Origin of the sequence: Lacrimispora sp., from assembly GCF_031982545.1 — a bacterium.
Lineage (GTDB): Bacteria > Bacillota > Clostridia > Lachnospirales > Lachnospiraceae > Lacrimispora.
Window position 1 is genome coordinate 1 of sequence record NZ_DALYXB010000016.1, and the last position, 22,663, is coordinate 22,663.

At 42.5% G+C, this 22,663-nt stretch carries 17 protein-coding genes; 3 read left to right on the plus strand and 14 right to left on the minus strand.

Going from position 1 to position 22,663, the window contains the following annotated elements; all coding sequences use genetic code 11:
* Positions 1 to 71: 71 nt before the first annotated feature.
* The gene (locus ABS301_RS21990; protein WP_349674242.1) at positions 72 to 1,259 is read right to left on the minus strand and encodes an iron-containing alcohol dehydrogenase; all 1,188 of its coding nucleotides are present in this window, start codon (positions 1,257 to 1,259) and stop codon (positions 72 to 74) included.
* A gap of 198 nt (positions 1,260 to 1,457) precedes the next feature.
* Here ABS301_RS21990 and ABS301_RS21995 point away from each other — a divergent pair, with 198 nt between their 5' ends.
* Positions 1,458 to 2,627 carry a M23 family metallopeptidase gene (locus ABS301_RS21995; protein WP_349674243.1) on the plus strand — a complete coding sequence of 390 codons (1,170 nt, stop codon included), beginning with the start codon at positions 1,458 to 1,460 and terminating at the stop codon, positions 2,625 to 2,627.
* A gap of 130 nt (positions 2,628 to 2,757) precedes the next feature.
* Positions 2,758 to 4,290, plus strand: a complete 1,533-nt coding sequence (locus ABS301_RS22000; RefSeq protein ID WP_349674244.1) for a GH39 family glycosyl hydrolase — start codon at positions 2,758 to 2,760, stop codon at positions 4,288 to 4,290.
* A gap of 3 nt (positions 4,291 to 4,293) precedes the next feature.
* Here ABS301_RS22000 and ABS301_RS22005 read toward each other — a convergent pair whose 3' ends face one another.
* From ABS301_RS22005 to arcC, 9 genes are all read right to left on the minus strand, one after another.
* Positions 4,294 to 5,199, minus strand: coding sequence for a carbohydrate ABC transporter permease (locus tag ABS301_RS22005; RefSeq protein WP_349674245.1), 906 nt, complete (start codon positions 5,197 to 5,199; stop codon positions 4,294 to 4,296).
* Between the two features lie 11 nt (positions 5,200 to 5,210).
* Positions 5,211 to 6,146, minus strand: a complete 936-nt coding sequence (locus tag ABS301_RS22010; RefSeq protein WP_349674246.1) for an ABC transporter permease — start codon at positions 6,144 to 6,146, stop codon at positions 5,211 to 5,213.
* Positions 6,147 to 6,215: 69 nt separating this feature from the next.
* Entirely contained in the window at positions 6,216 to 7,904 is a 1,689-nt protein-coding gene (locus ABS301_RS22015; protein ID WP_349674247.1) for a type 2 periplasmic-binding domain-containing protein, read from the minus strand.
* A gap of 117 nt (positions 7,905 to 8,021) precedes the next feature.
* On the minus strand, positions 8,022 to 9,620 hold the full coding sequence (locus ABS301_RS22020) for a response regulator transcription factor (RefSeq protein WP_349674248.1): 1,599 nt from the start codon (positions 9,618 to 9,620) through the stop codon (positions 8,022 to 8,024).
* A gap of 18 nt (positions 9,621 to 9,638) precedes the next feature.
* Positions 9,639 to 11,402, minus strand: a complete 1,764-nt coding sequence (locus ABS301_RS22025) for a sensor histidine kinase (protein ID WP_349674249.1) — start codon at positions 11,400 to 11,402, stop codon at positions 9,639 to 9,641.
* Positions 11,403 to 11,595: 193 nt separating this feature from the next.
* Positions 11,596 to 12,696 carry an agmatine deiminase gene (gene aguA, locus ABS301_RS22030; RefSeq protein ID WP_349674250.1) on the minus strand — a complete coding sequence of 367 codons (1,101 nt, stop codon included), beginning with the start codon at positions 12,694 to 12,696 and terminating at the stop codon, positions 11,596 to 11,598.
* A 17-nt stretch (positions 12,697 to 12,713) separates the two neighbouring features.
* On the minus strand, positions 12,714 to 14,075 hold the full coding sequence (locus ABS301_RS22035; RefSeq protein ID WP_349674251.1) for an APC family permease: 1,362 nt from the start codon (positions 14,073 to 14,075) through the stop codon (positions 12,714 to 12,716).
* A 12-nt stretch (positions 14,076 to 14,087) separates the two neighbouring features.
* On the minus strand, positions 14,088 to 15,116 hold the full coding sequence (gene ptcA, locus ABS301_RS22040) for a putrescine carbamoyltransferase (protein ID WP_349674252.1): 1,029 nt from the start codon (positions 15,114 to 15,116) through the stop codon (positions 14,088 to 14,090).
* Between the two features lie 22 nt (positions 15,117 to 15,138).
* Positions 15,139 to 16,083, minus strand: coding sequence for a carbamate kinase (gene arcC, locus ABS301_RS22045; protein ID WP_349674253.1), 945 nt, complete (start codon positions 16,081 to 16,083; stop codon positions 15,139 to 15,141).
* Positions 16,084 to 16,355: 272 nt separating this feature from the next.
* On the opposite strand from arcC, the gene ABS301_RS22050 reads away from it, so the two are divergent.
* Positions 16,356 to 17,372, plus strand: a complete 1,017-nt coding sequence (locus tag ABS301_RS22050) for a LuxR C-terminal-related transcriptional regulator (RefSeq protein ID WP_349674254.1) — start codon at positions 16,356 to 16,358, stop codon at positions 17,370 to 17,372.
* 26 nt (positions 17,373 to 17,398) lie between these two features.
* Here the strand turns inward: ABS301_RS22050 and ABS301_RS22055 are convergent, their stop codons facing one another.
* Genes ABS301_RS22055 through ilvB form a run of 4 tightly spaced genes read right to left on the minus strand, consistent with a single transcriptional unit; the run spans position 17,399 to position 22,649 of the window.
* On the minus strand, positions 17,399 to 18,637 hold the full coding sequence (locus tag ABS301_RS22055) for a DUF1015 domain-containing protein (RefSeq protein ID WP_349674255.1): 1,239 nt from the start codon (positions 18,635 to 18,637) through the stop codon (positions 17,399 to 17,401).
* Between the two features lie 10 nt (positions 18,638 to 18,647).
* Positions 18,648 to 19,811 (minus strand): phosphoglycerate dehydrogenase, encoded by a 1,164-nt coding sequence (locus tag ABS301_RS22060; RefSeq protein ID WP_349674256.1) that lies wholly within the window; start codon positions 19,809 to 19,811, stop codon positions 18,648 to 18,650.
* 15 nt (positions 19,812 to 19,826) lie between these two features.
* Positions 19,827 to 20,921: a 3-phosphoserine/phosphohydroxythreonine transaminase gene (gene serC / locus ABS301_RS22065; protein ID WP_349674257.1), complete on the minus strand. Its 1,095-nt coding sequence runs from the start codon at positions 20,919 to 20,921 to the stop codon at positions 19,827 to 19,829.
* 48 nt (positions 20,922 to 20,969) lie between these two features.
* Complete coding sequence (gene ilvB, locus ABS301_RS22070) at positions 20,970 to 22,649, minus strand: biosynthetic-type acetolactate synthase large subunit (protein WP_349674258.1); 1,680 nt, start codon at positions 22,647 to 22,649, stop codon at positions 20,970 to 20,972.
* Positions 22,650 to 22,663: the final 14 nt, after the last annotated feature.

The following is a 22,663-nucleotide window of genomic DNA, read 5'->3' on the forward strand; positions in this document are numbered from 1 at the left end:
CGCTCAGAAGAAGATCCTCCTTTTTCGTAGAGACTTATTTCACAGCCCCTTTTTTATTAGTACCAGTATTTTTAAAATGCCATACGGTAAATCTCTATCATATCTTCTCTTCCCAACTCACGGATTCCTGCCAGGGTCTTTTCTCCATTAGAAGAGCATTTATTCGCCATAAGGAGGAAATCCTCCTCAGTCATGCCGGAATTTAATTCCCGCAAAGAAACCGGCATACCAAGACTTTTAAAATATGCTTCCAGCCCATCGATTCCCTTTAATGCTGTATAAACCGGATTTTCAAAATCCATCTCCTGGTTGAACACCCTTACAGCCAGTTGGGCAAATCTCATCGGTGCATCCTTACATACGTATCTGGCCCAGGAACAAAACAGAGCGGATAAACCGGCACCGTGTGCGATATCAGGATATAACCCGGACAGTTCGTGTTCCAGCTGATGCACCTGCATGAGATAATCTCTCCCAAGACCAGTCAGTCCGTCATGAGAAAGACTTCCAGCCCACATAAGAGTGGCGCGTGCCTCATAGTCTGCCGGATTTTTATCCGCCTTCTCTCCTGCTTCCATTACAGAGGTCAAAAGTCCTTCGGCGATCCGGTCTGTAAGAGGTGTATCTTTCGTAGTTCCTCCCAGATACCGTTCCAGTGTATGCATCATAATATCCACCGTTCCGCAGCCAGTCTGAAACTTATTCACAGTAAAGGTCAGCTCAGGATTTAGCACTGCAAACAATGGGCGGTGTGTGGGGCTGTTAAATCCTCTTTTTAAGCCTTCCTCTTCTTTGGTAATGACACAGGACAAGCTGGTTTCGCTTCCGGAAGCAGACAGTGTCAGAATATTTCCATGAGGAAGTGCCTTGCCAGGAACAGCTTTTTTCATAAAATAATCCCATGGATCAATATCCGGATTTAAGACTCCGTCAGCCATGCATTTTGCAGAATCAATCACACTGCCGCCCCCCACAGCAAGAATAAACTGGGCGTTTTCCTTTCTGCACAGGTTTATTCCTTCCATTGCCAGTGAAAGAACGGGATTGGGCCTTACTCCTCCAAGCAGTACGTATTCAATTCCATGACTCTTTAAGGAATCTTCGACCTGATCCAAAAGACCGCTTTCCTTTACACTTCCTCCGCCAAAATGAACCAGAATCTTTTTAAATCCATATCCGGCAATCAATTCTCCAATATTTTTATGGGTGTCACGGCCAAAAATCACCCTTGTTGGTACGCAATATTCAAAATTATTCATTTAGAAGCCTCTCTTTCTCCATCAAATTCATTCTTAGCTGAAATTATAGCATGAACCCTTCTTTTTTCCAAGACTGACTCTGTTTCCACCTTTTCCGTCATAAATTCTGTCCTTTTTGCATATCTTATATGGGAAAGCCAAAGAAAGCTGCTTTCCCTTTTCACATGCATCTAACATGGAACGACAAGGAGAATTCTTATGAACCCATTCAAAAAGAGTTTTACATCTTTCCCAGTGGCAAGGCATCATCTGATTATATACATAGAAGTAGTCATTCTTATGTTTCTTTTAGTCTCCCTTTTTTTTATTTCTCCCGGCGGCAGATTCTCTTTTCCAGTTGTAAACCAGGAAGGGAAGGCCAGCTCTTCGGAAGCGAAAAAATACGTTAAATGGGTGGATTTTAATGTTACTGCAAGAGCCATGCAGGAAGCCTTTCGTTATGATGTCAATACCTGCCAGTCCCAGGTTCATTTAAACTGGGTGGATTTGCTTGCCTATCTGGGTGCCAGATACGGAGGAGACTTCTCCAGATATTCCAGCAAAGATTTAGATTCACTTGCCGAACAGCTTCTCTCCGGAAAAACCATGGAAGAACTGACCGGCAAAATGAAATACTACACGTATTACCGGGAAGCCTATGGAGCCGTGTTAGACGGTCTGGTTGGGCAATATGAGATTCAGATCCCTTCCGCCAATGCACCGCTTTACGCTACGCCGGACTTATTGCCGGACGGTTCGGTCAATCCCGATAAAGTCTGGGTGACAAAATACGGTTTGAAAGGATTTTCTCCCATTGCCAAAGGATTTCCCTACAACGATTTTGACGATTTCGGGACTGCAAGATCCTACGGATTTAAACGCCAGCACCTGGGTCATGATATGATGGGCCAGGTCGGTACCCCTGTTATTGCTGTGGAAAGCGGCTATGTGGAAGCGATCGGCTGGAATCAATACGGTGGCTGGCGATTAGGCATTCGAAGTTTTGATGGAAAACGCTACTATTATTACGCTCATTTAAGAAAAAATTATCCCTATCATAAATCATTAAAACAGGGCGGTATCGTAAACGCCGGAGATGTCATCGGATATCTGGGCCGGACGGGATACAGCCGGACAGAAAACACCAATAACATTAACGAGCCTCACCTTCATTTCGGGCTTCAGCTGATCTTTGATGAGTCCCAGAAAGATGGAAACAATGAGATCTGGGTGGATTGCTATGAACTGACCAAATTTTTGTCTATGAACCGGTCTGAGACAGTAAAAAATCAGGAAACCAAGGAATACAGCCGGGTTTATAATATGAAAGATCCTGGCATTCCGGAGAATTTCGTGGCACCGCCGCCACCTCTTGAAGAGGAGCAATAAAAATGAAAGCAGCTTATTTACGGGACCTTAAAATCATTCCCGTAAGCAGGCTGCTTTTTATAGCAGATTTATTTATTTCCAGGTTAAAAAATGGTATAATTAAGGACAAATTATGGGGAAGGGGATTCATATGGAAAAGCAAATCAGCTATGAAATTCAAAATGAAACAGAGTACAGTTTTAAGAATCATGCAGATTTTTGTGTAGGAACCGGCAGAATGGGATTAACTCTGCAGCAGCAGTATCAGGAGCAGTTAAAACTGGTGCAGGAGCAGATTGGTTTTCGCCATATCAGAGGACACGGAATCTTTTGTGACGATATGGCTATTTATCAGGAATATACGGATGAGTCAGGTAACATCAGGGCAGAATATAACTTTACCTATTTGGATATGGTCATGGATGCCTATCAGAATCTTGGGATTAAGCCTTTTTTAGAGCTAGGATTTATGCCTCAGAAAATGGCTTCCGGCGATCAGACCGTGTTTTACTGGAAGGGAAATGTTACACCCCCAAAAAGCTATGAGGTGTGGTCAGATCTGGTACAGGCAGTTCTTTTACATCTTATGGACCGCTACGGGAAAGAAGAGGTGGTAACCTGGCCGGTTGAGGTATGGAACGAGCCAAATCTTCCCGGATTCTGGAAAGGGGCTGACAAAGAGGAATATTTTACGTTGTTTCAGAAGACCTATTATACTGTTAAAAAGACTGACAGCCGATTTCTGATTGGAGGCCCGGCAATCTGCGGGGTTGACGACGTTATCTGGCTGAAGCAATTTCTGGAATTTTGCAGAGCAAAGGAGTTAAAACCGGATTTTATCACACGGCATCATTACATGTGGGAAAAACCGGAGCAATGCGGCCATTACAGCTACGGATCCTTAAGAGATCCCGAAACTGCCATGGAGGAGCTTAAGGTATCCCGGGAAATAATTGACAGCTTTGAATCATTTCACGGGGTTCCCATGCATATAACGGAGTTTAACACTTCCTACAGCCCTGACAGCCCGATTCACGACACCACAGTCAATGCGGCTTATGTGGCATGGCTTTTATCTAAGATGGGTGATCTGTGTGAATCCTACTCTTACTGGACCTTTGGTGATATTTTTGAGGAAAAGGGGGTTCCATTTACTCCATTTCACGGGGGATTTGGATTGGTGGCAAACGGAACAATTCCAAAACCCACATTCTGGACCTTTGCATTCTTTAAAAAGCTTCAGGGCAAATGCATCCACCGTTCCGACGAACTGATTGTTATGGAAAAAGAGGATGGAAGCTACTGCGCAGCCGCCTGGAATCTATGCCTTGGGCAAAGGGAATGTCTGCGTCTTTCTTTCACATTACCGGTGAATGAAGACGGAGAATATTGTCTGCTTACAAAGACTGTTGATGAAACTCATGGAAATCCGAGAAAAATCTGGCATGATATGGGAGAACCTTCCTGGCTCTCAAAAGAAGAAACAGAGATACTAAAAGATAGTGCACAGCCATTGATTCATACAGAATCAGTCAGTGCTTCTGCTAATGTTATTTCCATTTCTATTTCACTGCAGCCATGGGCAGTTATGTGGTTTCAGCTAAAGAAAATCAAAAGAAACGGGGACCGGGGCTATGATTACTGCCGCGGAGAAACCCCCGCGGCAGGTGCCAAAAATCAATAATTTTTATCCTTTAACGCCTCCGATTGTAAGACCTGTGACGAAATACCGTTGTAAGAACGGATAAAGGCAGACAATGGGCAGCATGGTAAGTATGGTGGCAGCAGAGCGGACCGAAGTGGGCGTCACGGCTGCCACCGCATTCTTCATGGATTCTACAGAATTACTCTGATTACTTACAGATGACAATAACTTCATCAGCTCATACTGCAGTGTGGTCAGATTGGAATTCATCCGATTGTAGAGCATGGCATCAAACCAGGAATTCCAATGTCCTACTGCACAGAATAATGCAATGGTTGCATATACCGGTTTGCATAAAGGTGAGATGATTTTTGTAAATATAACCAGGTCTCCGGCTCCGTCTAACTGAGCCGACTCTTCCAGGCTATCAGGAATCCCTACCATATATGTCCGGATCACCAGCATATTAAAGGCTCCTACCATTCCGGGAACTATATAGACCAGAAAGCTGTTGGTAAGGCCTAAGCCCTTATATAAAAGAAAAACAGGAATCATTCCACCGTTTACGTACATGGTAATAACCCAGAATAAGGAGAGCTGTCTCTTAAAAATAAAGCGTTTCCGGCTTACTATATAAGCAAGAAGAGCATTGGCGGCCAGTGCAGTAATGGTGCCGATCACCGTCCTTGCAACGGTTACATAAGCTCCCACTAGCAGATTTTTCTTATGAAGTACTGTAATATAATTCTGAAGTGTCCATTTTCTGGGCCATAAATACAGCCCTCCTCTCAGAGCATCGGTCCCGTCATTAAAGGCCAGGACCAGTGTATTCCAAACTGGATAAAGGGTAATGATCACAAACAGAACCATGAATATGGTATTAAGGAAAACAAATATCTTATTACCCAGTGAACTTTTCCTTTTATGTAACATTCTATGATTAGTCATATCTGCCCCCCTTAAAATAAGCGTTCTTCGCCGGCCCGCTTTGCCATCTCATTTGCCAATAATACGATGGAAATACTTACCACACTTTTAAATATTCCTGCTGCAGTACCCAGGGAATAATCTCCCTGACTGATACCCCATTTCAAAACATATATATCAATCGTCTGGGATACACTCTGCACAAGTCCGTTTCCTAACAGATACTGGACTTCGAAACCGGCATTTAAAACATTACCTGCATTCATTAAAAGAAGAATAATCATCGTAGGCTTAATACCGGGCAGGGTGATATATTTGATTCTGGCCCACCTTCCTGCTCCGTCTATGGCTGCCGCTTCATAGAGAGATGTGTCTATGGCTGTGATGGAAGCCAGGTAGATAATGGCATTCCACCCCGTTTCCTTCCAGACATTGGCAAAGGCGACAATCCACCAGAAATATTTAGGATATGCAAAAAAATTAAGAGGTTCCTTGAACAGTTGAAATCGAACCAGAAGATCATTGACGATCCCCGTCCCAGACAGAGCATCGTGCAAAATGCCGGTAACAATAATCCAGGATAAGAAATGGGGAAGATATGAAATTGTCTGCACAACCTTTTTTCCACCCTGTGACTTTACTTCGTTTAAGAGAATTGCAAACACAATAGCTGCAACCATGGTAGTAACTAAATTAATGACTCCCATTGCCAGCGTATTTCTGATGACACGGATAAATCCATCATCAAGAAACAGCTGCCGGAATTTTGCAAGCCCTATAAATTTCGAGTGGAAAAAGCCAGCCTTCGGCTTATAGTTCTCAAAAGCCATGAGCCAGCCTGCAAGAGGCAGATAACAGAATATAAATCCATAAATCACATAGCCTGCAGACAACAGCAGGAGCACTTTCTGTTTTTTTATTTCTTTCCAATTGATACGTTCTTTTTTAACCTTTCCAATGGATGCCATAGTATCACTCCTTTGCTAAAAAACAGGCTGGTGCAGATATCTATGATTGCACCGCCTGTTTTCTACTATTTAATTTGCTGCCGCTTCTTCTGCGATTTTAATTCTCCTGTCTACCTCCGGCTGTACCTCATCAAGAAATGCCTTTGGATTGCAGGTCTCATAAGCAGATAAGTATTCCTCCCAGCCAGCTTCAAAATCAGGCGACATGACAACTTTTGGTAAATACTCATGTTTTAATTCTCTCATCTTAATCCATGCGGTTCCGCCAGGGGTTGCCGTGGTCATGGTTCCAACAAACGTATAAATCGGATACCAGGGTCCAGGAATCTCATTTTCTCCTACCATGTCTACATAGGTTTTGCAGCCATATGCCTGAAGGCATTCCTGTACATTCTTTGGAAGACTATCCAGGAACTCATTGGGCTGCAGCTCCGGTTTTGCTGCATTGATTCCATCCTGGCTCATTCCGCCCCAGACCGGGAAATAGGAATAAGGGCATAAATGAGAGGCTTTGTATGCAGTATTGCTGACTTTCATACGAATCTCAGGTGTGCGGTAGAATAATCCATCCTGATCCACCAGATAATCCACATCCTTTTCTCCCCAGTTTCTGAGAGTGATCGCTTCCTCACTTAACAGATCATCTACGAATTTTAAAGCTCCTCTGACATCTTTACAGCTTACGGAAATGGACAGACCAGAACCTACATTTAACGTATCCCCTGAGGTATGCCATTTGTTTTTTACTCCCTTGTCAATGGTAACCGGAAGGGGTACATAATTACAGCCCTGGTCTTCCAGCCCCTGCTGCTTTAAAGCATCATTAACGTGCACATAAAAATCCCACCACTGGTCAATCATTCCAAGTACACGTCCTGTGGAAAGCTTTGTAATATATTCATCATAGATCTGAGTAAAGGATTCCGGATCAACGATGCCCTTTTTAAATTCTTCATTCAGCTTCTGGAAATAGCGTTTTGCCGTAGGAGTAGTATTGTAATCAATTACTTTCTTCGTCTCAGGATCTACAATACAGCTTCCATCATTGGGATATCCGTCCAGGAACAGCGGAGCATTCTCAAGGCAGAAATATCTCCAGTCATCGCATAATATCGTGTATGGAATGTTCTTTGTTCCATCCTCCATGGTGGGGTTGGCTTCCTGATAACGCTCGATTAAGTCAAAATATTCGTCCATGGTGGTGATCTTTGGATATCCGGCCCATTTTAGTACACGGGTCTGAATCCAGAAGGCCTCATCGTTGTGAGTGGTCTGCATATCCTTTTCATAGCTGTTGTTGAACTGAGGAATCCAGTAGATATGGCCATCAGCCTGACGCAGCTGTTCCCATTCCAGCTTGGTAAAGAAATTCTTGATATTGGGATAATCATCAATATAATCATCAAGTGCGACCAGTGCTCCTGCATCATAAAGCTGGCTGGTTCCGTCACTGCCGCAGATAAAATCAGGATATTCTCCTCCTGCTATTAAGGTTCCCACAGCTTCTTCTGCTGTTTGTCCGGTCAGCCAGGTTTCCTTTACTTTGGCTCCTGTAATCTCTGCAATGTGCTGTTGAATTTCATTGTCATCATTGATTTCGTCTCCCGGTACCGCAAAAAAAGCGGTAAATTCTTTGATACCCCCCTCTTCTTTGGCTGTACTGCTGCCGGTAGCTGCTGTCCCCTTAGAGCAGCCGGTCAGAGTTTGCAATACCATGGCACCGATCACAAGCAGAGCTGTAAACTGTTTCTTTCTCAACGTCATACCCTCCCTTTTCTTTTATATTAATAGTTTACTTCAAAGCTGTGTTTTCACAACTGGAGAAAGCGAATAAAAACACAGGGGAAATTATAGAAGCAGTATCCAAAATCTGCCCTATTTCTCTCTATTTTCCCCACCCTTTCTAAACTTTGACGGTGTACAGCCCTTAACGGAAATAAAACGGTTCACAAAGTAGTCTAAGTCCCGGTACCCAACCTCCTCCGCAATCTGGTATATTTTTAGATCGGTTCTTAACAGCCTGACTGCCGCCTGCTCAATACGGCAGTTATTTAAATAATCCTTAAAGGACATTCCGTACTTTTTCCTAAACAGCTGACCTAAATAGGCGCTGTTTAAATAATATTGATTGCTGTATTCTCTTAATGAAAGATTTTTAGCGTAATTTTTTCTGATATTCTTCTCTACCTCATGAAGAATATCCTTTGACACATGCTTTCGCAGCTGTTCCAAGTAAGCCGCATACTCACAGGATAACCGGATTAAATGCTCTTTTCCGCCTCTGAGCATATCTCCTTCAAAGACATTTTCACTGATATAGAGCATGATTTCTTCCTGGTTTACATATCCGTCCTGCTCGGATGCCAGATGGATCAGCTGGAATAAAAGATAGTTAATATTCAAATTAACCGTGTCCATGGCAAATCTTAAATGATTCATTTCTTCATACAGCCGCTCTACGCTTTCCTCAATTCTTCCCCGTTCATTCTGCTCCACTGCAAACAGCAGATCATCCAGATATTGTTTACATAATACAATCCCATTGTTATTTACCTGTACCTCTTTTTCATAATAATAGATGGGCTGCTTTTTGCGAAAGGCCTGAAAAGAGCGGAGAATTCTGGCTGACCCATAGGAATTTGAGATTTTTGAAATATCATTTACCTTTTTTCCTACCAGCATGACAACCGGCAGGCTCATGGCATCATTTAAGTACTTTCTGAACCGCTCCAGATAGGCTTTCTGAGTTTCCCGTGCATTTACTGCCATATAATCACAATATATAAAACCAATATCATAGCTTTTTTCATGGCTTGAAACATCAAAAATACAATGATCCCCATCCCCTTTTAAAAATGCAAGGCAGGCACGGTAAAGTTCTCTCTGCTGGTTGCGCTTTTCCTCATCCATCAGCTCTTCCATCTGCTCAATATTGTCAATTTCGATGTCCACGTAACAGATTCCTTCCGACCATTGCATCTGTTCTCTGATATAATTCAGATTAATCTGGTCGTATTTCCCAAAGATAAGAGATATCATATTTCTGGCAAGATATGCCTTCTCCATTTTGATTTTGTTAAGCTGTTGCTTTTTACTGCCCTGTCTCTGATAATTCAGCCGGTGCAGCACCCGGATCAGTTCTTCTTTCACAACCGGTTTTAAAATATAGTCAAAACAATCAAATCGAATTGCCTGCTGAGCATAGGAAAAATCACTGAAACCGCTTAATATGATAAAATCTGCATGGGAAACCTTATCTCTTCTCAATATCTCCAACAGCTCCATTCCTGACATCACAGGCATTTTAATATCTGCAATGATTAAATCCACCTGATTATTTTTCAGGTAATCAAGAACCTCCATTCCATTTGCAGCCGTTTTGACAATTTCATAGCCTTCTTCCTCCCAATTAATCAGTACCTTCAATCCCTGAACAATAAACGGTTCATCATCCACTAATAAGACACGTATCATAGTTACCCCCCATTATTTCTATATATTTGATACCGGAACTTTAATTGTTACCATGGTTGAAATTCCGGCTTCACTTTCCAGCTCAAAGCGTACCATATTATTCGTTGCCATCTTAAGCCGCAGGCAGGCATTTAGTATGCCTACTCCTTTCTTAGCTTTTAGCATCTCAATACTGGCATGATTCATCTTGTATTTTAATTCATCCAAAAATGACTCTTCCATTCCGTCCCCGGTGTCTTCGATTTCAATATAAAACATTTCATCTTTTATATATACATGGACAAAAATCCACCCATCTGCTGTTTTACTCTCAATGCCATGAATACAGGCATTTTCAGCAAATGTAACAATGGTCAGCTTTGGAATCTGGTAGTCCATACATTCTTCCATAATATCCAGCCGGTAAGACAGCCGATCTCCAAAACGGTACTTCTGCAGCTGCAAATATGCTTCTACAAATGAAATCTCTTCCCTTACTGTGATAAAATCCGTACCCCAGTCAAAGTTCTGACGCTCCATTATTGCCAGCTGTTCCACCATGCTGGCGGTTTCTGTTTCATTTTTAAGAAGACTGTGCATACGGATGCTCTCCAGTGCGTTAAATAGGAAATGGGGGTTAATCTGGCTGTGAAGCGCTAAAAGTTCCGCTTTCTGCCGTTCAATATCCATCTCCTGTTCTTTTAATCGGTTAATATAAACAGTCTGGATTAACTCATTAATAGTAGCCACCATGCGATTATAATTGCGCATTACAATTCCAATTTCATCCTCTCCCCTTATGTTCTCAATCTTCATAAGCTTTTCATCATCAATGCGCTTAAAGGCCTGGCTTAGCTCCTTCAGCCGTTCGGTAAAGGACTGGTTGATGGCTATCATAAATCCCAATGGCAGCAGGATGTTTATAAAAACCAGCAGGATGAACAGGGGAATATTCTTTAACATCTGCTTTACGATTACTGTCTGGGGCTTTAGAACATAAATTGTCAGCTCAGCCCCGTAGGAAGAAAAATTCATCTGATAGCCTACTTTTTCCTGCAGATCAAAGGTCTCAAAATCCTTCCATTGTCCGTAATTACCCTGATTGGACAGAATGATTTTATCATTCCAGCATACATAAACCGGGGCCTCATAATTCATTTTTACAAAGCTACGCGCCATGGTGCTATAGTCTATATCCATTTTTACAAGCTTTTCGCATCCATCTCTTTTGTAAAAATTCAACCTCCTGATAAAGGATATTTTTCGCTTGGAATCTACAGTGGGAATTCTGCTCTCATCATAGTACATATAAAGCACCCCATCCCGGCTTGAGCCTTTTAAATACTGGTACCACTCCTGGTCTTTTACTGTGGAAAGCTGTTTAAATTCCCCTCCGCTTACAATGGTGGGATTGTCCGCATACATGGTGATGGAAGACGCTGTCGTTCCGATGCTGCTTTCAAATAAAGAGTCTTTCATAAAAGCCTGATAACTTAAAAAAAAGTCCAGCTCCGACTCAAACTGTTTATCCATGAACTGGTTCACATATTTATTCATATATATTTTTTTTGTTGTACCGGCTGCTTCTTCTATATCATAGAAAAAATTGTATTTTACCGCACTTGCGATATTCTCCATGCCCTTTTTCATAGAAGCACTTTCCGATGCTATAAATATGGCAACAATTACACTATCTGTTATAAAAATTGGCAGAAGAACGCTGTATATGTAAAGTATCCTAAGCTTTTTCTTCAATTTAAAATCATCTAATCTGCTGCTGATTCTTTTTAAAATATGTCTCATCCCTGGTCCCCCCTGTTAACTCTTGTACTATCCCATTATACCTCTTTCTACTAATTATACGGGATAAACTTTTTCTATCCTCCTGACAAACTATATATACTATCCAGACAAAGTTTCATTATGTGGCTGAAATACAAAAAAGCGTATCAGACGGTACAAAATAAGTCTGATACGCTTTCAATATTTTATCTGATTATTTTACTTTTGGCTGCTGTTGAGTAATACAGTGGATATTTCCGCCTCCAAATGCTACCTCTTCGGTACGTACTCCTACTACTTTCCGCTCCGGGAACATTTCCCGAATCTGCTCTAGTGCTAAGGCGTCGTTTTCATCACCATACTGGGGAACAATTACACCGCCGTTTACGATGAGGAAGTTCATATAGGAAGCAATGGAGATTTCCCCATCTTCTCTTGGAAGAGTGCCCTCTACCATATCAATGGAGTCTGCACCGTTTAACCGTACTGGCTCTTTTGTGAGACAAAGCTTGTGAACCTTCAGCCTGCGTCCCTTTGCATCAGCTGCTTCAGAAAGAGTTTTATAAGCAGCCTGTGCTTCTTCATAGAACGGATTTTCTTCATCCTCTGTCCAGATACAGGCAACCTCACCCGGTTTTACATACTGGACAACGTCATCAATATGACCGTTGGTTTCATTTGGATCAATTCCGTCTTTAATCCAGATCACTTTTTCACAGTTTAAGTACTGACAGAGCATTTCCTCTATCTCTTCTTTTGTCATAAGAGGGTTGCGTCCCTCGCTTAACAGGCACATCTTAGTTGTAACTACAGTTCCCTCACCGTCTACATGGAAGGATCCGCCCTCCAGTACAAATCCTTCTGTCCGGTAGGAATCAATTCCTTCCAGATCACATACTTTCTGCGCTACCAGATCATCCTGATCCCATGGGAAGTACAGTCCGTCAACAAGTCCGCCCCACGCATTAAAGGTCCAGTCACATCCTCTGATTCCGCCTTTGTCATTGATTACAAAGGTTGGTCCGCAGTCACGAATCCAGGCGTCGTTGCTGGTTACTTCTACCACACGAATGTCAGATGGCAGATGGGCACGGCAGTTCTGAAACTGGGCAGGTGACGCGCATACGGTAACCGGCTCAAACTGACGGATTGCTTTTGCAACCTGGGCGAATACGGTCTGTGCAGGCTTTGCACCGTTTCTCCAGTTATCCGGTCTTTCCGGCCAAAGCATCCAGACTCTTTCCTGTTCTTCAAATTCTGCAGGCATACGGTAACCGTCCTGCTTTGGGGTTGTATTTTCAATTCTCTTTGCCATAATAGTTACCTTCTCTCTTATTTATCTCTTTTTCTGTTAACAATTACTTCACCGATTATAATAAATATTACTGCACCTATGGTGATGGGGAGCTTTGATGTCAGAGTCTCTGTATCAAAACTTAATGGGATTGCCGTAAAAATCAGTGCAACCACAATCAGTAACATAGGCAGACCTGCTAATATCTTTAAAAATAAAGGACTGCCTGGAACCCGAAACGGCCGTTCTGTATCTGCATCCGTCTTTCTCAGCTTAATAAATGCAGGAAATACAGGCAGGTAAGAAAGGAGAAACATAACCAGGTTCAGTGCGAAGAAACTCCAGAATAAATCCTCATTTGGCATAAACGGAGCGATAATAAGAACCAGGCTGGCAACCAGGCCGTTCATAACTGCTGCACCGGTTGGCATATTTGTTTTTTTGCTGCGTATTTTAAATACTCCGGGCATATCTCCATTTTCCGCGGAATAAGCGGCCACATTGTTTACTCCCAGTGACCAGGAAATCATATTTCCAAAAAGCGTAAGCAAAAATCCAATTGCTACAGCAATTACGATCACACCTCTGGTTGAACCAGTTAAAATCTGAACACTTGCAACAAGTCCTGTACTGGTGCTGATCTGATCGGCAGGAATTGCAACTCCAATTCCAAATGCCATAAAGATATAAATAGCCGCTATTACCAGACCTCCTGCAACGATTGACTGGGGAATCTGCTTTTTCGGATTTTCCATATCTCCCGCAAAGGTACAGACTACTTCAAATCCAAGACAGTTAAACAAAATTACGGATATATAGGATAAGCTGTTTAAATCAAATTTAGGAAGCATGGAGGATAAGGTATATTCATTGGCTACACCATGAGTTACAGCTCCGTAAATACCAAGTATCCCTAACGTAACGGCAATTAAAATTTTAATTGCAGCAGCCCCATTTAAAATCCACGCACTGTCACAAATTGAATTAAAACTGATTAATACGATAATCCATACAAAAGCCAGCTCGATTAGTAAAGATGGAACCAGTCCCATTTCGGTTCCTGTCAGCAAACTGATAATATTAGGGAACATCAGCGCCAAAGAAGCCATCCAGAGAGGAAAATTAATCCAGTAATACCACGATACTCTTCCTCCCCACTTATTTCCAAAAGCCTTTGATACCCAGTCATACATTCCACCGTCCCCTTCATAGGTTGTACCAAGTTCTGATGAAATCAGGCCATAAGGCAGCAAGAATGTAATAAGCAGAAAGATCCACCAGAAATACTGGGAATTACCGATTGCTGCTACCGGTGCTGCTGCTTCTGCCACAAATACCACACAGATTACGGTCATTATGGCATCGATTAAACGAAATTTTTTCTTTGGCGCTTCTGACATGGTGACTCCCCCTTATCTGATATGTCTCTCATCCATGAATTTTTCTAACTGCTCTTTTGCTGCTGCGATCTGCAGTTCGCTTGCTGCCTGATCTCTCTGATACTGAGTGAAATAAACCAGCAGACCTCTCATTGCAGTCAGACGGTTACCCGCCTCTAAAAATGCAATGGAACTTTCGCTGTCAAGTACCTCATCGGTCACGTCTTCTCCTCTTGTAGCCGGCAGACAGTGCATAAATTTGCATCCGATATTTCCAAGAGACATCAAATCTTTGTTTACCTGGTAATCTTTAAATGTAGCAACTCTCTCTTCTTTTGGAGTCTCGTTTTCATAGAGGCCATACCATACATCTGTGTAAATGAAGTCTGCGCCTTTTACGCTGTCACGGTTGTCGGTCACTTCCCATGTGCCGCCTGATATCTTGCAGTTCTCTTCCATGATCTTTTTGTGTTCTTCTAAAAGCTGATTCTTTTTGGGACCATAATGTACAAAGTGCATGCCAAGCTTTGTTGTGATGAAACCAAGGGAAGCACATACCTGAGTGCCGTCTCCTACGAATACCACCTTGCAGTCTTCCAGTTTCTTCCCTCTTGGAAGATGCTCAACGATTGTGCACAGATCGCCGATTTCCTGAGTTGGATGATTATAATCACTCATTGCATTTAATACTGGAATAGAGCTTGCACTTGCCAGTTCCACTACGCTCTTATGCTCAATGACTCGTGCCATAACCACATCGATCATCTGGGATAAAACCCTTCCTGTATCGCCGATGGTCTCATGACCGCCAAGCTGAATCATGCCAGGTCCTAAGTACTGGGCATGTCCGCCAAGCTGCTCCATTGCTGTTTCAAAGGATACACGGGTTCTTGTGGATGACTGCTGAAAGATCATTCCAAGTGTCTTTCCCTTCATAAGGGGTGGATTGTATCCTGCCTTAATGCTTTTTTTAATCTCTAAGGAAAGATGAATGATGTCTAACAGTTCTTCCTTTGTAAAATCATTGGTGTCAATAAAATGACGAATTCCATTTGCTCTCATGGTAAATCCTCCTGTTTTTTATTTAATTAAAAGTGAATACAGTTCCGGTTTTCCCGTCCAAAGCTTCAATCGCCTTATCCAGAGAAGTGATAATTGCTTTCTTGGAGGGATTGGATCTTACAAACTTCATGGCTGCCTGCACCTTTGGAAGCATACTTCCGGGAGCAAACTGTCCCTCTTCGCAATATTTATTTGCTTCATAAATACTTAAATGATCCAGATTCTTCTGATCCGGTTTATTGTAATTAACCGCAACCTTCTCTACTTCAGTCAGAATCATAAGGATGTCCGCTTCTACCTGTTCAGCCAGAAGCTCTGCTGCAAAGTCTTTATCAATCACTGCTGCAGTACCGCAAAGGCAGCCAGTCGGATGTTCAATAACCGGAATTCCGCCGCCACCACAGGTAATTACGATTGCTTTTGGCCAAAGCTCTTTTACTGCATCAATTTCCACAATTTTCTGAGGAAGGGGTGATGCAACAACTCTTCTGTATCCCCGCCCCGCATCTTCCTTCATTACGTATCCTTTTGATGCTGTCAGCTCCTCGGCTTCTTCTTTTGAATAAAAAGGACCAATTGGTTTGGTTGAATTTAGAAATGCAGGATCCTTCTCATTAACTACAACCTGAGTCGCAATGGTGACTACGGGGAAATTCTGATTTCTCTTATTTAGTGCATACTTCAGCGCCTGTTGCAGATGATATCCGATATATCCCTGTGACATGGCTCCGCATACATCAAACGGCATTGGCGGTGTTACATCCTTTGCTGCTTCGGATGCCATAAGAATTCTTCCAACCTGGGGTCCATTTCCATGTACAATGGCCATTTCATACCCGCGTTCGTTCATTTCTGCAATATACTCACAAGTCTTATGAACGACTGAAAGCTGAGCCTGCGCTGTTGCTTCTCCTTTTCCTGACTGAAGGGCATTACCGCCTAAGGCAAGAACTATTTTTACAGCCACTGGTGAAACCTCCTTTATTTTGTTTTTGCTGTGATTGCCGGTGTGAATCGCTCTCACAAGACGAAAATAGCAGTTTTCGGACCGGTTGAGAATGTAGCTAATGGGTGGAATTTTATAACACTTTACACTATTTTACACATAAACTTTTCTAAACTTTTGTATAATATGCACTATATATTTGTCGATTTTTGTAATTTCGCAGTTGAAAAAAGTTTTTATTTTGTTATACTGATAATAACTTACAAAAAGCGGTTTACGAACTGGAGGCACATATGGAAAAGGGTGTTAGCTTTCTCTACAATTTGTTTATCATCATTGTCTATTCCGGAATTATGTGGATGTCATTTTTTCTGTTTCTAAATGGAAAAGATAAGATTCTGCTTTGGATCGGGATTATTTACTCGGCAATTATAATAGATGATATTGTGACTTTCGCATCAGAACAGTTTCAGAGTTTTGCAGAAAACTATAATCGGATTTTTATGATCGTACCAACTCATAAGACATTAATTTATTTAACGATGTCACTTGGTTATCTGATCATTTTTAAAAACCTGATCAACAAAAAAATAACCTGGTATGACTTTAGTATTCTTGGCATCTATGTAACCTACATGTTTTTCATCCCTGCTTTGGATAACAGTGCATGGAAAATCTTTCTCTATTACCTGCCAAGCCAGCTCTATAATGCCTATGTAGGTGGGGAGGTTTTATGGACAATAAAAAAGAACCCTGAATTTTATCAGGGCTCCTTCTATCAATGGTGCAGATTACTTTTTTGTTTCACTATAATTATGAACCTGTGTATTATTGCGGAAGATTCCATTGTAATTTTTCATTTTGATGTGTATTCCAAATACTATATTAATATGAATAACAGAAGTATCACCTCCGATATTATGTATCTGACTCACGCTGCATTTTCCGCTTGTTATTTAATGTATTATTTAAAAACTTCACTGCGGAACATTACAATTGTGAATTCTGTAAACAGCCATACTCACTCCAGTCTGCCTTCTGATATTGAAGAAAGCATTCTGCATCGGTTCTGTGAGAATTACCATTTAACAATCAGAGAACGTGAAATTTTAAAAGTACTGCTCTTAGATAAAACCAATCAGGAGATCAGCGATGATTTATTTATCTCTCTTGGAACAGCCAAAACCCACGTCCATAACATCTTTCAGAAAATAGGCGTTGTAAAACGTCCACAGCTTCTGAGTATCTACGACACCTTCCGGAAAGATCAGCTGAATGCAAAGCCGGAAAATGAAACACCGTCCCCGTAGCCTGTTGGCTTCGGAAACGGTGTTTTTTATTTCAGCATATGAATAAACAGCCCACTTCTTAATTTCGGTTCAAACCAGGTTGATTTTGGAGGCATTAAAAGTCCTGCATCCGCAACTGTGAAGAGTTCTCCAATTGAGGTTGGATACATGGAAAACGCCACTGTCATATCTTCTTCACAGCGTTTTTCCAGTTCCTTTAATCCACGGATTCCTCCGATAAAATCAACCCGCTTATCAATTCTCGGATCTCCGATTCCCAAAATGGGACCTAAGAGATTGTCCTGTAAAATAGATACGTCAAGTCCTTTTACCGGATCCTCGCTCATTAACCCTGCCTTTGCCTTTAAGCAATACCAGGTTTTATTGAAATACATTCCGAAGGTTCCCTTTTCAGATGGGCCATAAGCTTCTTCTCCTACAGAAGTAACGGTAAATCCATTGGAGAGTTCCGCAAGGAATGCTTCCTGGGATAATCCGTTTAAATCCTTTACCACACGGTTATAAGGAAGAATCATCAGCTGGTCATCGGGAAAGAGTACGGACAGAAAGAAATTAAATTCCTCATCTCCCGTATATCCTGCGGTCTCTTCCCGTCTCTTTAAGCCTACTTTTACAGCAGAAGCAGCACGGTGATGACCGTCGGCAATATAGGTAGAGGGAATGTGCAGAAAGCTCTCTTCTATCATTCCCACGGTTTGGGGATCTGCAATTTTCCATACTTTATGACAGATTCCGTCTTCTGCGGTAAAATCATAAAGAGGTTCTGTCTTCTTTTTTTCTTCCACCAGCCGGTTAATGTCTAAAACGGAACGGTACGCCAGGAAGATGGGGCCAGTCTGGGCATCTGTGGTATCCACATGACGGATTCTATCCAGTTCCTTTTCCTCCCTGGTATTCTCGTGCTTTTTAATCACACCATTTACATAATCATCAATGGATGAACAGGCCACAATTCCGGTCTGGCTTCTTCCTTCCATCATCAGTTCATAAATATAATACGCATTTGTCCCGTCCAGCTCAAAGGTTCCATCTTCCATCCAATCCTTCAGCATGGCCGCCGCCTTATCATAAACGCGGTCATCGTATATATCTGTATCCTGTGAAAATTGTGTTTCCGGGCGGTCAATATTTAAAAATGATTTTGGATTCTCAGCCGTTACCTCACAGGCTTCCTTCCGGTTATATACGTCGTAAGGAAGGGCCGCCACCAGGCTGGCCTCTTCCTTATTCGGTCTTACACATTGAAATGGTTTTACGATTGCCATAATTTCTCCCCTATTTGATTACTCTGACCCGTATTATGCCTTTGATAGCATTCAGTTTCTGAATGCTTACGGCATCCGGCACATTTTCCAGATCAAGGAGAGTATATGCATACTTTTCACGGCTCTTATTGGTCATGTCGGAGATATTTACATTACCGGCTGCCAGCGTTCCTGTAATCTGACCGATCATGTTGGGGATATTTAAATGCAGGACTGCGATACGGCTTGCAGCGTTGCAGATTCCCATATCACAGGCAGGGAAATTGACTGAATTACGGATATTACCATTGTCGATATAATCCATGATCTCTTCCACTGCCATCTTCGCACAGTTATCTTCTGATTCCTCTGTAGAAGCCCCAAGATGTGGAATGACGATGGCGCCTTCCATATGCACGGAAGTTGGATTTGGGAAATCAGTTACGTATTTTTTAATCTTACCAGACTTTAATGCTTCAGCCATATCCGCCTCATTCACCAGAATGTCTCTGGCAAAATTAAGAATGACTGCTCCATCCTTCATATTATCGAAGGCTGCTTTATTGATCATTCCCTTTGTTGCATCCACTAACGGCACATGAAGGGTAATGTAATCACACTCTTTATAAATCGTTTCCACGGCAGTAATATGTTTTACATTTCTTGAGAGTCTCCATGCAGCGTTCACTGAGATGAAGGGGTCATATCCGTACACATCCATTCCAAGGGAAGAACAGGCATTGGCAACCTCTGCACCGATGGCGCCAAGACCAATGACTCCAAGCTTCTTGCCTCTGATTTCGCATCCGGCAAATGCACTTTTTGCTTTCTCCGCAGATTTGGAGATGTTTTCATCTTCCTGATTCTCCTTACACCAGCGAATTCCGCCTTCAATATCACGGGAAGCCAGCATCAGACCAGCGATCACCAGCTCCTTTACTCCGTTTGCATTGGCTCCTGGTGTATTAAATACCACGATTCCCTCTGCAGCACATGCCTCTAAAGGAATGTTATTGACACCTGCTCCTGCTCTTGCGATTGCAAGAAGCCCGTCTGGAAGTGCCATCTCATGCATGGAAGCACTTCTGACAAGCACGCCATCTGCACCTTCCATCTGATTTGTAAGCTCGTATTCTTCTGTTAATAATGCGGTTCCGTATGTAGAAATCGCATTAAGGCAATGAATTTTTTTCATGGCTGTGATCTCCTTTCAGTCTGCCTGTGCTGTATTTTTTTCTTCAAAGTCTCTCATAAAGGAAACCAGCTTCTCCACTCCTTCTAAAGGCATGGCGTTATAAATGCTGGCACGCATACCACCTACGGATCTGTGACCTTTTAAATTCTCAAATCCCGCAGCTTTTGACTCTTTCACAAATAAGGCATCCAGTTCTTCATTGCCGGTAACAAAAGGTACGTTCATAAGAGAACGGTCCTTCTCAACCACAGTGCCGTGAAACATCTTACTCTGATCCAGAAAATCATAAAGAATTGCTGCTTTCTTTTCATTAATCTTTTTCATTGCTTCCAGTCCGCCTAAGTTCTTTAACCACTTAAATACCTTGCCGCAGATATAGATTCCATAGGCAGGCGGTGTATTATAAAGGGATTTTGCATCTGCATGAGTCTTATAACGCAGCATGGTAGGTGTCTCTTTTAGAACATCCTCCCGGATTAAATCTTCCCGGACAATGACAATCACAACACCGGCCGGCCCCACATTTTTCTGAGCTCCGGCGAAAATAAGTCCATACTTACTCACATCGACAGGTTCCGATAAGAAGCAGGAGGAGAGGTCTGCTACCAGTGTTTTACCTTTCGTGTCAGGCAGTGTTTTAAATTTGGTTCCATAAATGGTGTTATTTTCACAGATATATACGTAATCCGCCTCTTCTGAGATAGAAAGATCGGAAACATCCGGTATATAACTGAATGTTTTATCAGCACTGGAAGCTACTGCATTGGCTGTACCATAAAGTTTTGCCTCCTGGTACGCTTTCTTTGCCCACTGTCCGGTGATGATATAATCTCCAACCCCATTCTGAAATAAATTCATGGGAACCATGGCAAACTGCTGGGACGCTCCGCCCTGTAAAAACAGCACCTTGTAATGATCCGGAATTGACAATAAGTCTCTTAAATCAGCTTCAGCTTCATTGATGATGGTTTCATAAGCCTTGGATCGGTGACTCATTTCCATCACCGACATTCCGGTTCCCTTATAATCCATCATCTCATCTGCTGCTTCTTTTAAGACTTCTTCCGGCAGGACTGCAGGTCCTGCAGAAAAATTGTACACTCTGCTCATATCTCTTCCTCCTCAAATTCGGGACTCTTATCCCTTTCCTTACTAATGTCAGATCTTTAAATCTTCTTCGTCAAATGCATCCTCGATGGGGGCTCCCGGTGAAACCATAGGGAATACCTTGTCATCGCAATGAATCTGACAATCTATAACAACAGGAACATTCAGGGCAATGGCTTCTTTTAAGACTTCTTCAAACTCTTCTTTACCGGTAACCCGGTAAGCCTTTGCTCCCATTCCTTCTGCTATCTTAACAAAATCAACCTGGTCATTAAGAACTGTATGTGAATACCTCTTTCCATAGAACAGGGTCTGCCACTGACGAACCATACCCAGTACGTGATTGTTTAATACAACCTGGATAATCGGGATGTTATAGCGGGTTGCTGTTGCAATCTCGTTTAGATTCATACGGAAACACCCGTCTCCTGCCACATTAATGACGGTTTTGTCCTTACAGCCCATCTTCGCACCAAGGGAAGCACCAAGACCATATCCCATGGTACCAAGCCCCCCTGAGGTAATAAAGCTTCTGGGCTTTTTATACTGATAGTACTGTGCCGCCCACATCTGGTGCTGTCCTACCTCTGTGGTGATAATGGCATCTCCTTTTGTTACCTCATAGATCTTTTCTATAATATAGGGGCCGGTCAGAATACTCTTTTCATAGCGCATGGGATACATATCCTTTAAGCGGTCAATATGAGCAACCCATTCCTCATGATTAATGGGATCCAGTCTTGCGTTTAATTTTCTTAAAATGGATTTCACATCACCAATTACACTGGCATAAGCCTTTACATTTTTATTGATCTCAGCCGGATCCACATCAAAATGCAGAATCTTTGCATTTCTGGCAAAGCGGGATGCATTGCCGGTCACCCGGTCACTGAATCTGGCTCCAATTACGATTAAAAGATCGCATTCTGTAATACCAAAATTAGATGTCTTGGTTCCATGCATACCAACCATTCCGGTATAGAGCTCATCTGTTCCGTCAAAAGCTCCTTTGCCCATCAGACTGTCTGCAACCGGTGCCTGAATCTTATGGGCAAATGCTGCAAGCTCATCAGAAGCATTGGCAATGATTGCGCCTCCGCCTACAAAAATGTAAGGCTTTTGTGATTTGCGAATTAACTGCAGCGCCTGCTCTAAATCCTCTTCCAATATGGTATCTTCCTGGCGGATAATTGGCTCCGGTTCCTTCTCTTCATATTCATAATTGCTGGCAGTCACATCCTTCGTTATATCAATTAACACAGGGCCTGGTCTGCCGGTCTGGGCAATCTTAAATGCCCTGCGGATGGTATCCGCCAGTTTACTGATGTCTTTTACAATGAAATTATATTTTGTTATAGGCATGGTAACGCCGGCAATGTCAATTTCCTGAAAGGAATCTCTGCCAAGGAGGCCCACTGCTACGTTGCAGGTAATGGCTACCATGGGCACGGAATCCATAAATGCAGTAGCGATTCCAGTCACTAAGTTGGTTGCCCCCGGACCCGAGGTCGCCAGACATACCCCTACTCTTCCGGTTGCTCTGGCATAACCGTCCGCTGCATGAGCAGCTCCCTGTTCATGGGAGGTAAGTATATGGGTGATCTCATCCTGATGCTTATAAAGAGCATCATATATATTTAAAATGGTGCCGCCCGGATATCCGAAAACGGTATCCACGCCCTGTTCCTTCAAGCACTCGATTACGATCTCTGCTCCAGTTATTGTCTTCATAAGCTGCTCCTTTT

Coding starts and splice junctions, on each gene's coding strand:
- ABS301_RS22050 (WP_349674254.1), top strand. CDS start 16,356: ATGGAAAAGGGTGTTAGCTTTCTCTACAATTTGTTTATCATCATTGTC.
- ABS301_RS21990 (WP_349674242.1), bottom strand. CDS start 1,259: ATGAATAATTTTGAATATTGCGTACCAACAAGGGTGATTTTTGGCCGT.
- ABS301_RS22010 (WP_349674246.1), bottom strand. CDS start 6,146: ATGGCATCCATTGGAAAGGTTAAAAAAGAACGTATCAATTGGAAAGAA.
- ABS301_RS22005 (WP_349674245.1), bottom strand. CDS start 5,199: ATGACTAATCATAGAATGTTACATAAAAGGAAAAGTTCACTGGGTAAT.
- ilvB (WP_349674258.1), bottom strand. CDS start 22,649: ATGAAGACAATAACTGGAGCAGAGATCGTAATCGAGTGCTTGAAGGAA.
- ABS301_RS22025 (WP_349674249.1), bottom strand. CDS start 11,402: ATGAGACATATTTTAAAAAGAATCAGCAGCAGATTAGATGATTTTAAA.
- aguA (WP_349674250.1), bottom strand. CDS start 12,696: ATGGCAAAGAGAATTGAAAATACAACCCCAAAGCAGGACGGTTACCGT.
- serC (WP_349674257.1), bottom strand. CDS start 20,921: ATGAGCAGAGTGTACAATTTTTCTGCAGGACCTGCAGTCCTGCCGGAA.
- ABS301_RS22000 (WP_349674244.1), top strand. CDS start 2,758: ATGGAAAAGCAAATCAGCTATGAAATTCAAAATGAAACAGAGTACAGT.
- ABS301_RS22035 (WP_349674251.1), bottom strand. CDS start 14,075: ATGTCAGAAGCGCCAAAGAAAAAATTTCGTTTAATCGATGCCATAATG.
- ABS301_RS21995 (WP_349674243.1), top strand. CDS start 1,458: ATGAACCCATTCAAAAAGAGTTTTACATCTTTCCCAGTGGCAAGGCAT.
- ABS301_RS22055 (WP_349674255.1), bottom strand. CDS start 18,637: ATGGCAATCGTAAAACCATTTCAATGTGTAAGACCGAATAAGGAAGAG.
- ABS301_RS22020 (WP_349674248.1), bottom strand. CDS start 9,620: ATGATACGTGTCTTATTAGTGGATGATGAACCGTTTATTGTTCAGGGA.
- ptcA (WP_349674252.1), bottom strand. CDS start 15,116: ATGAGAGCAAATGGAATTCGTCATTTTATTGACACCAATGATTTTACA.
- ABS301_RS22060 (WP_349674256.1), bottom strand. CDS start 19,811: ATGAAAAAAATTCATTGCCTTAATGCGATTTCTACATACGGAACCGCA.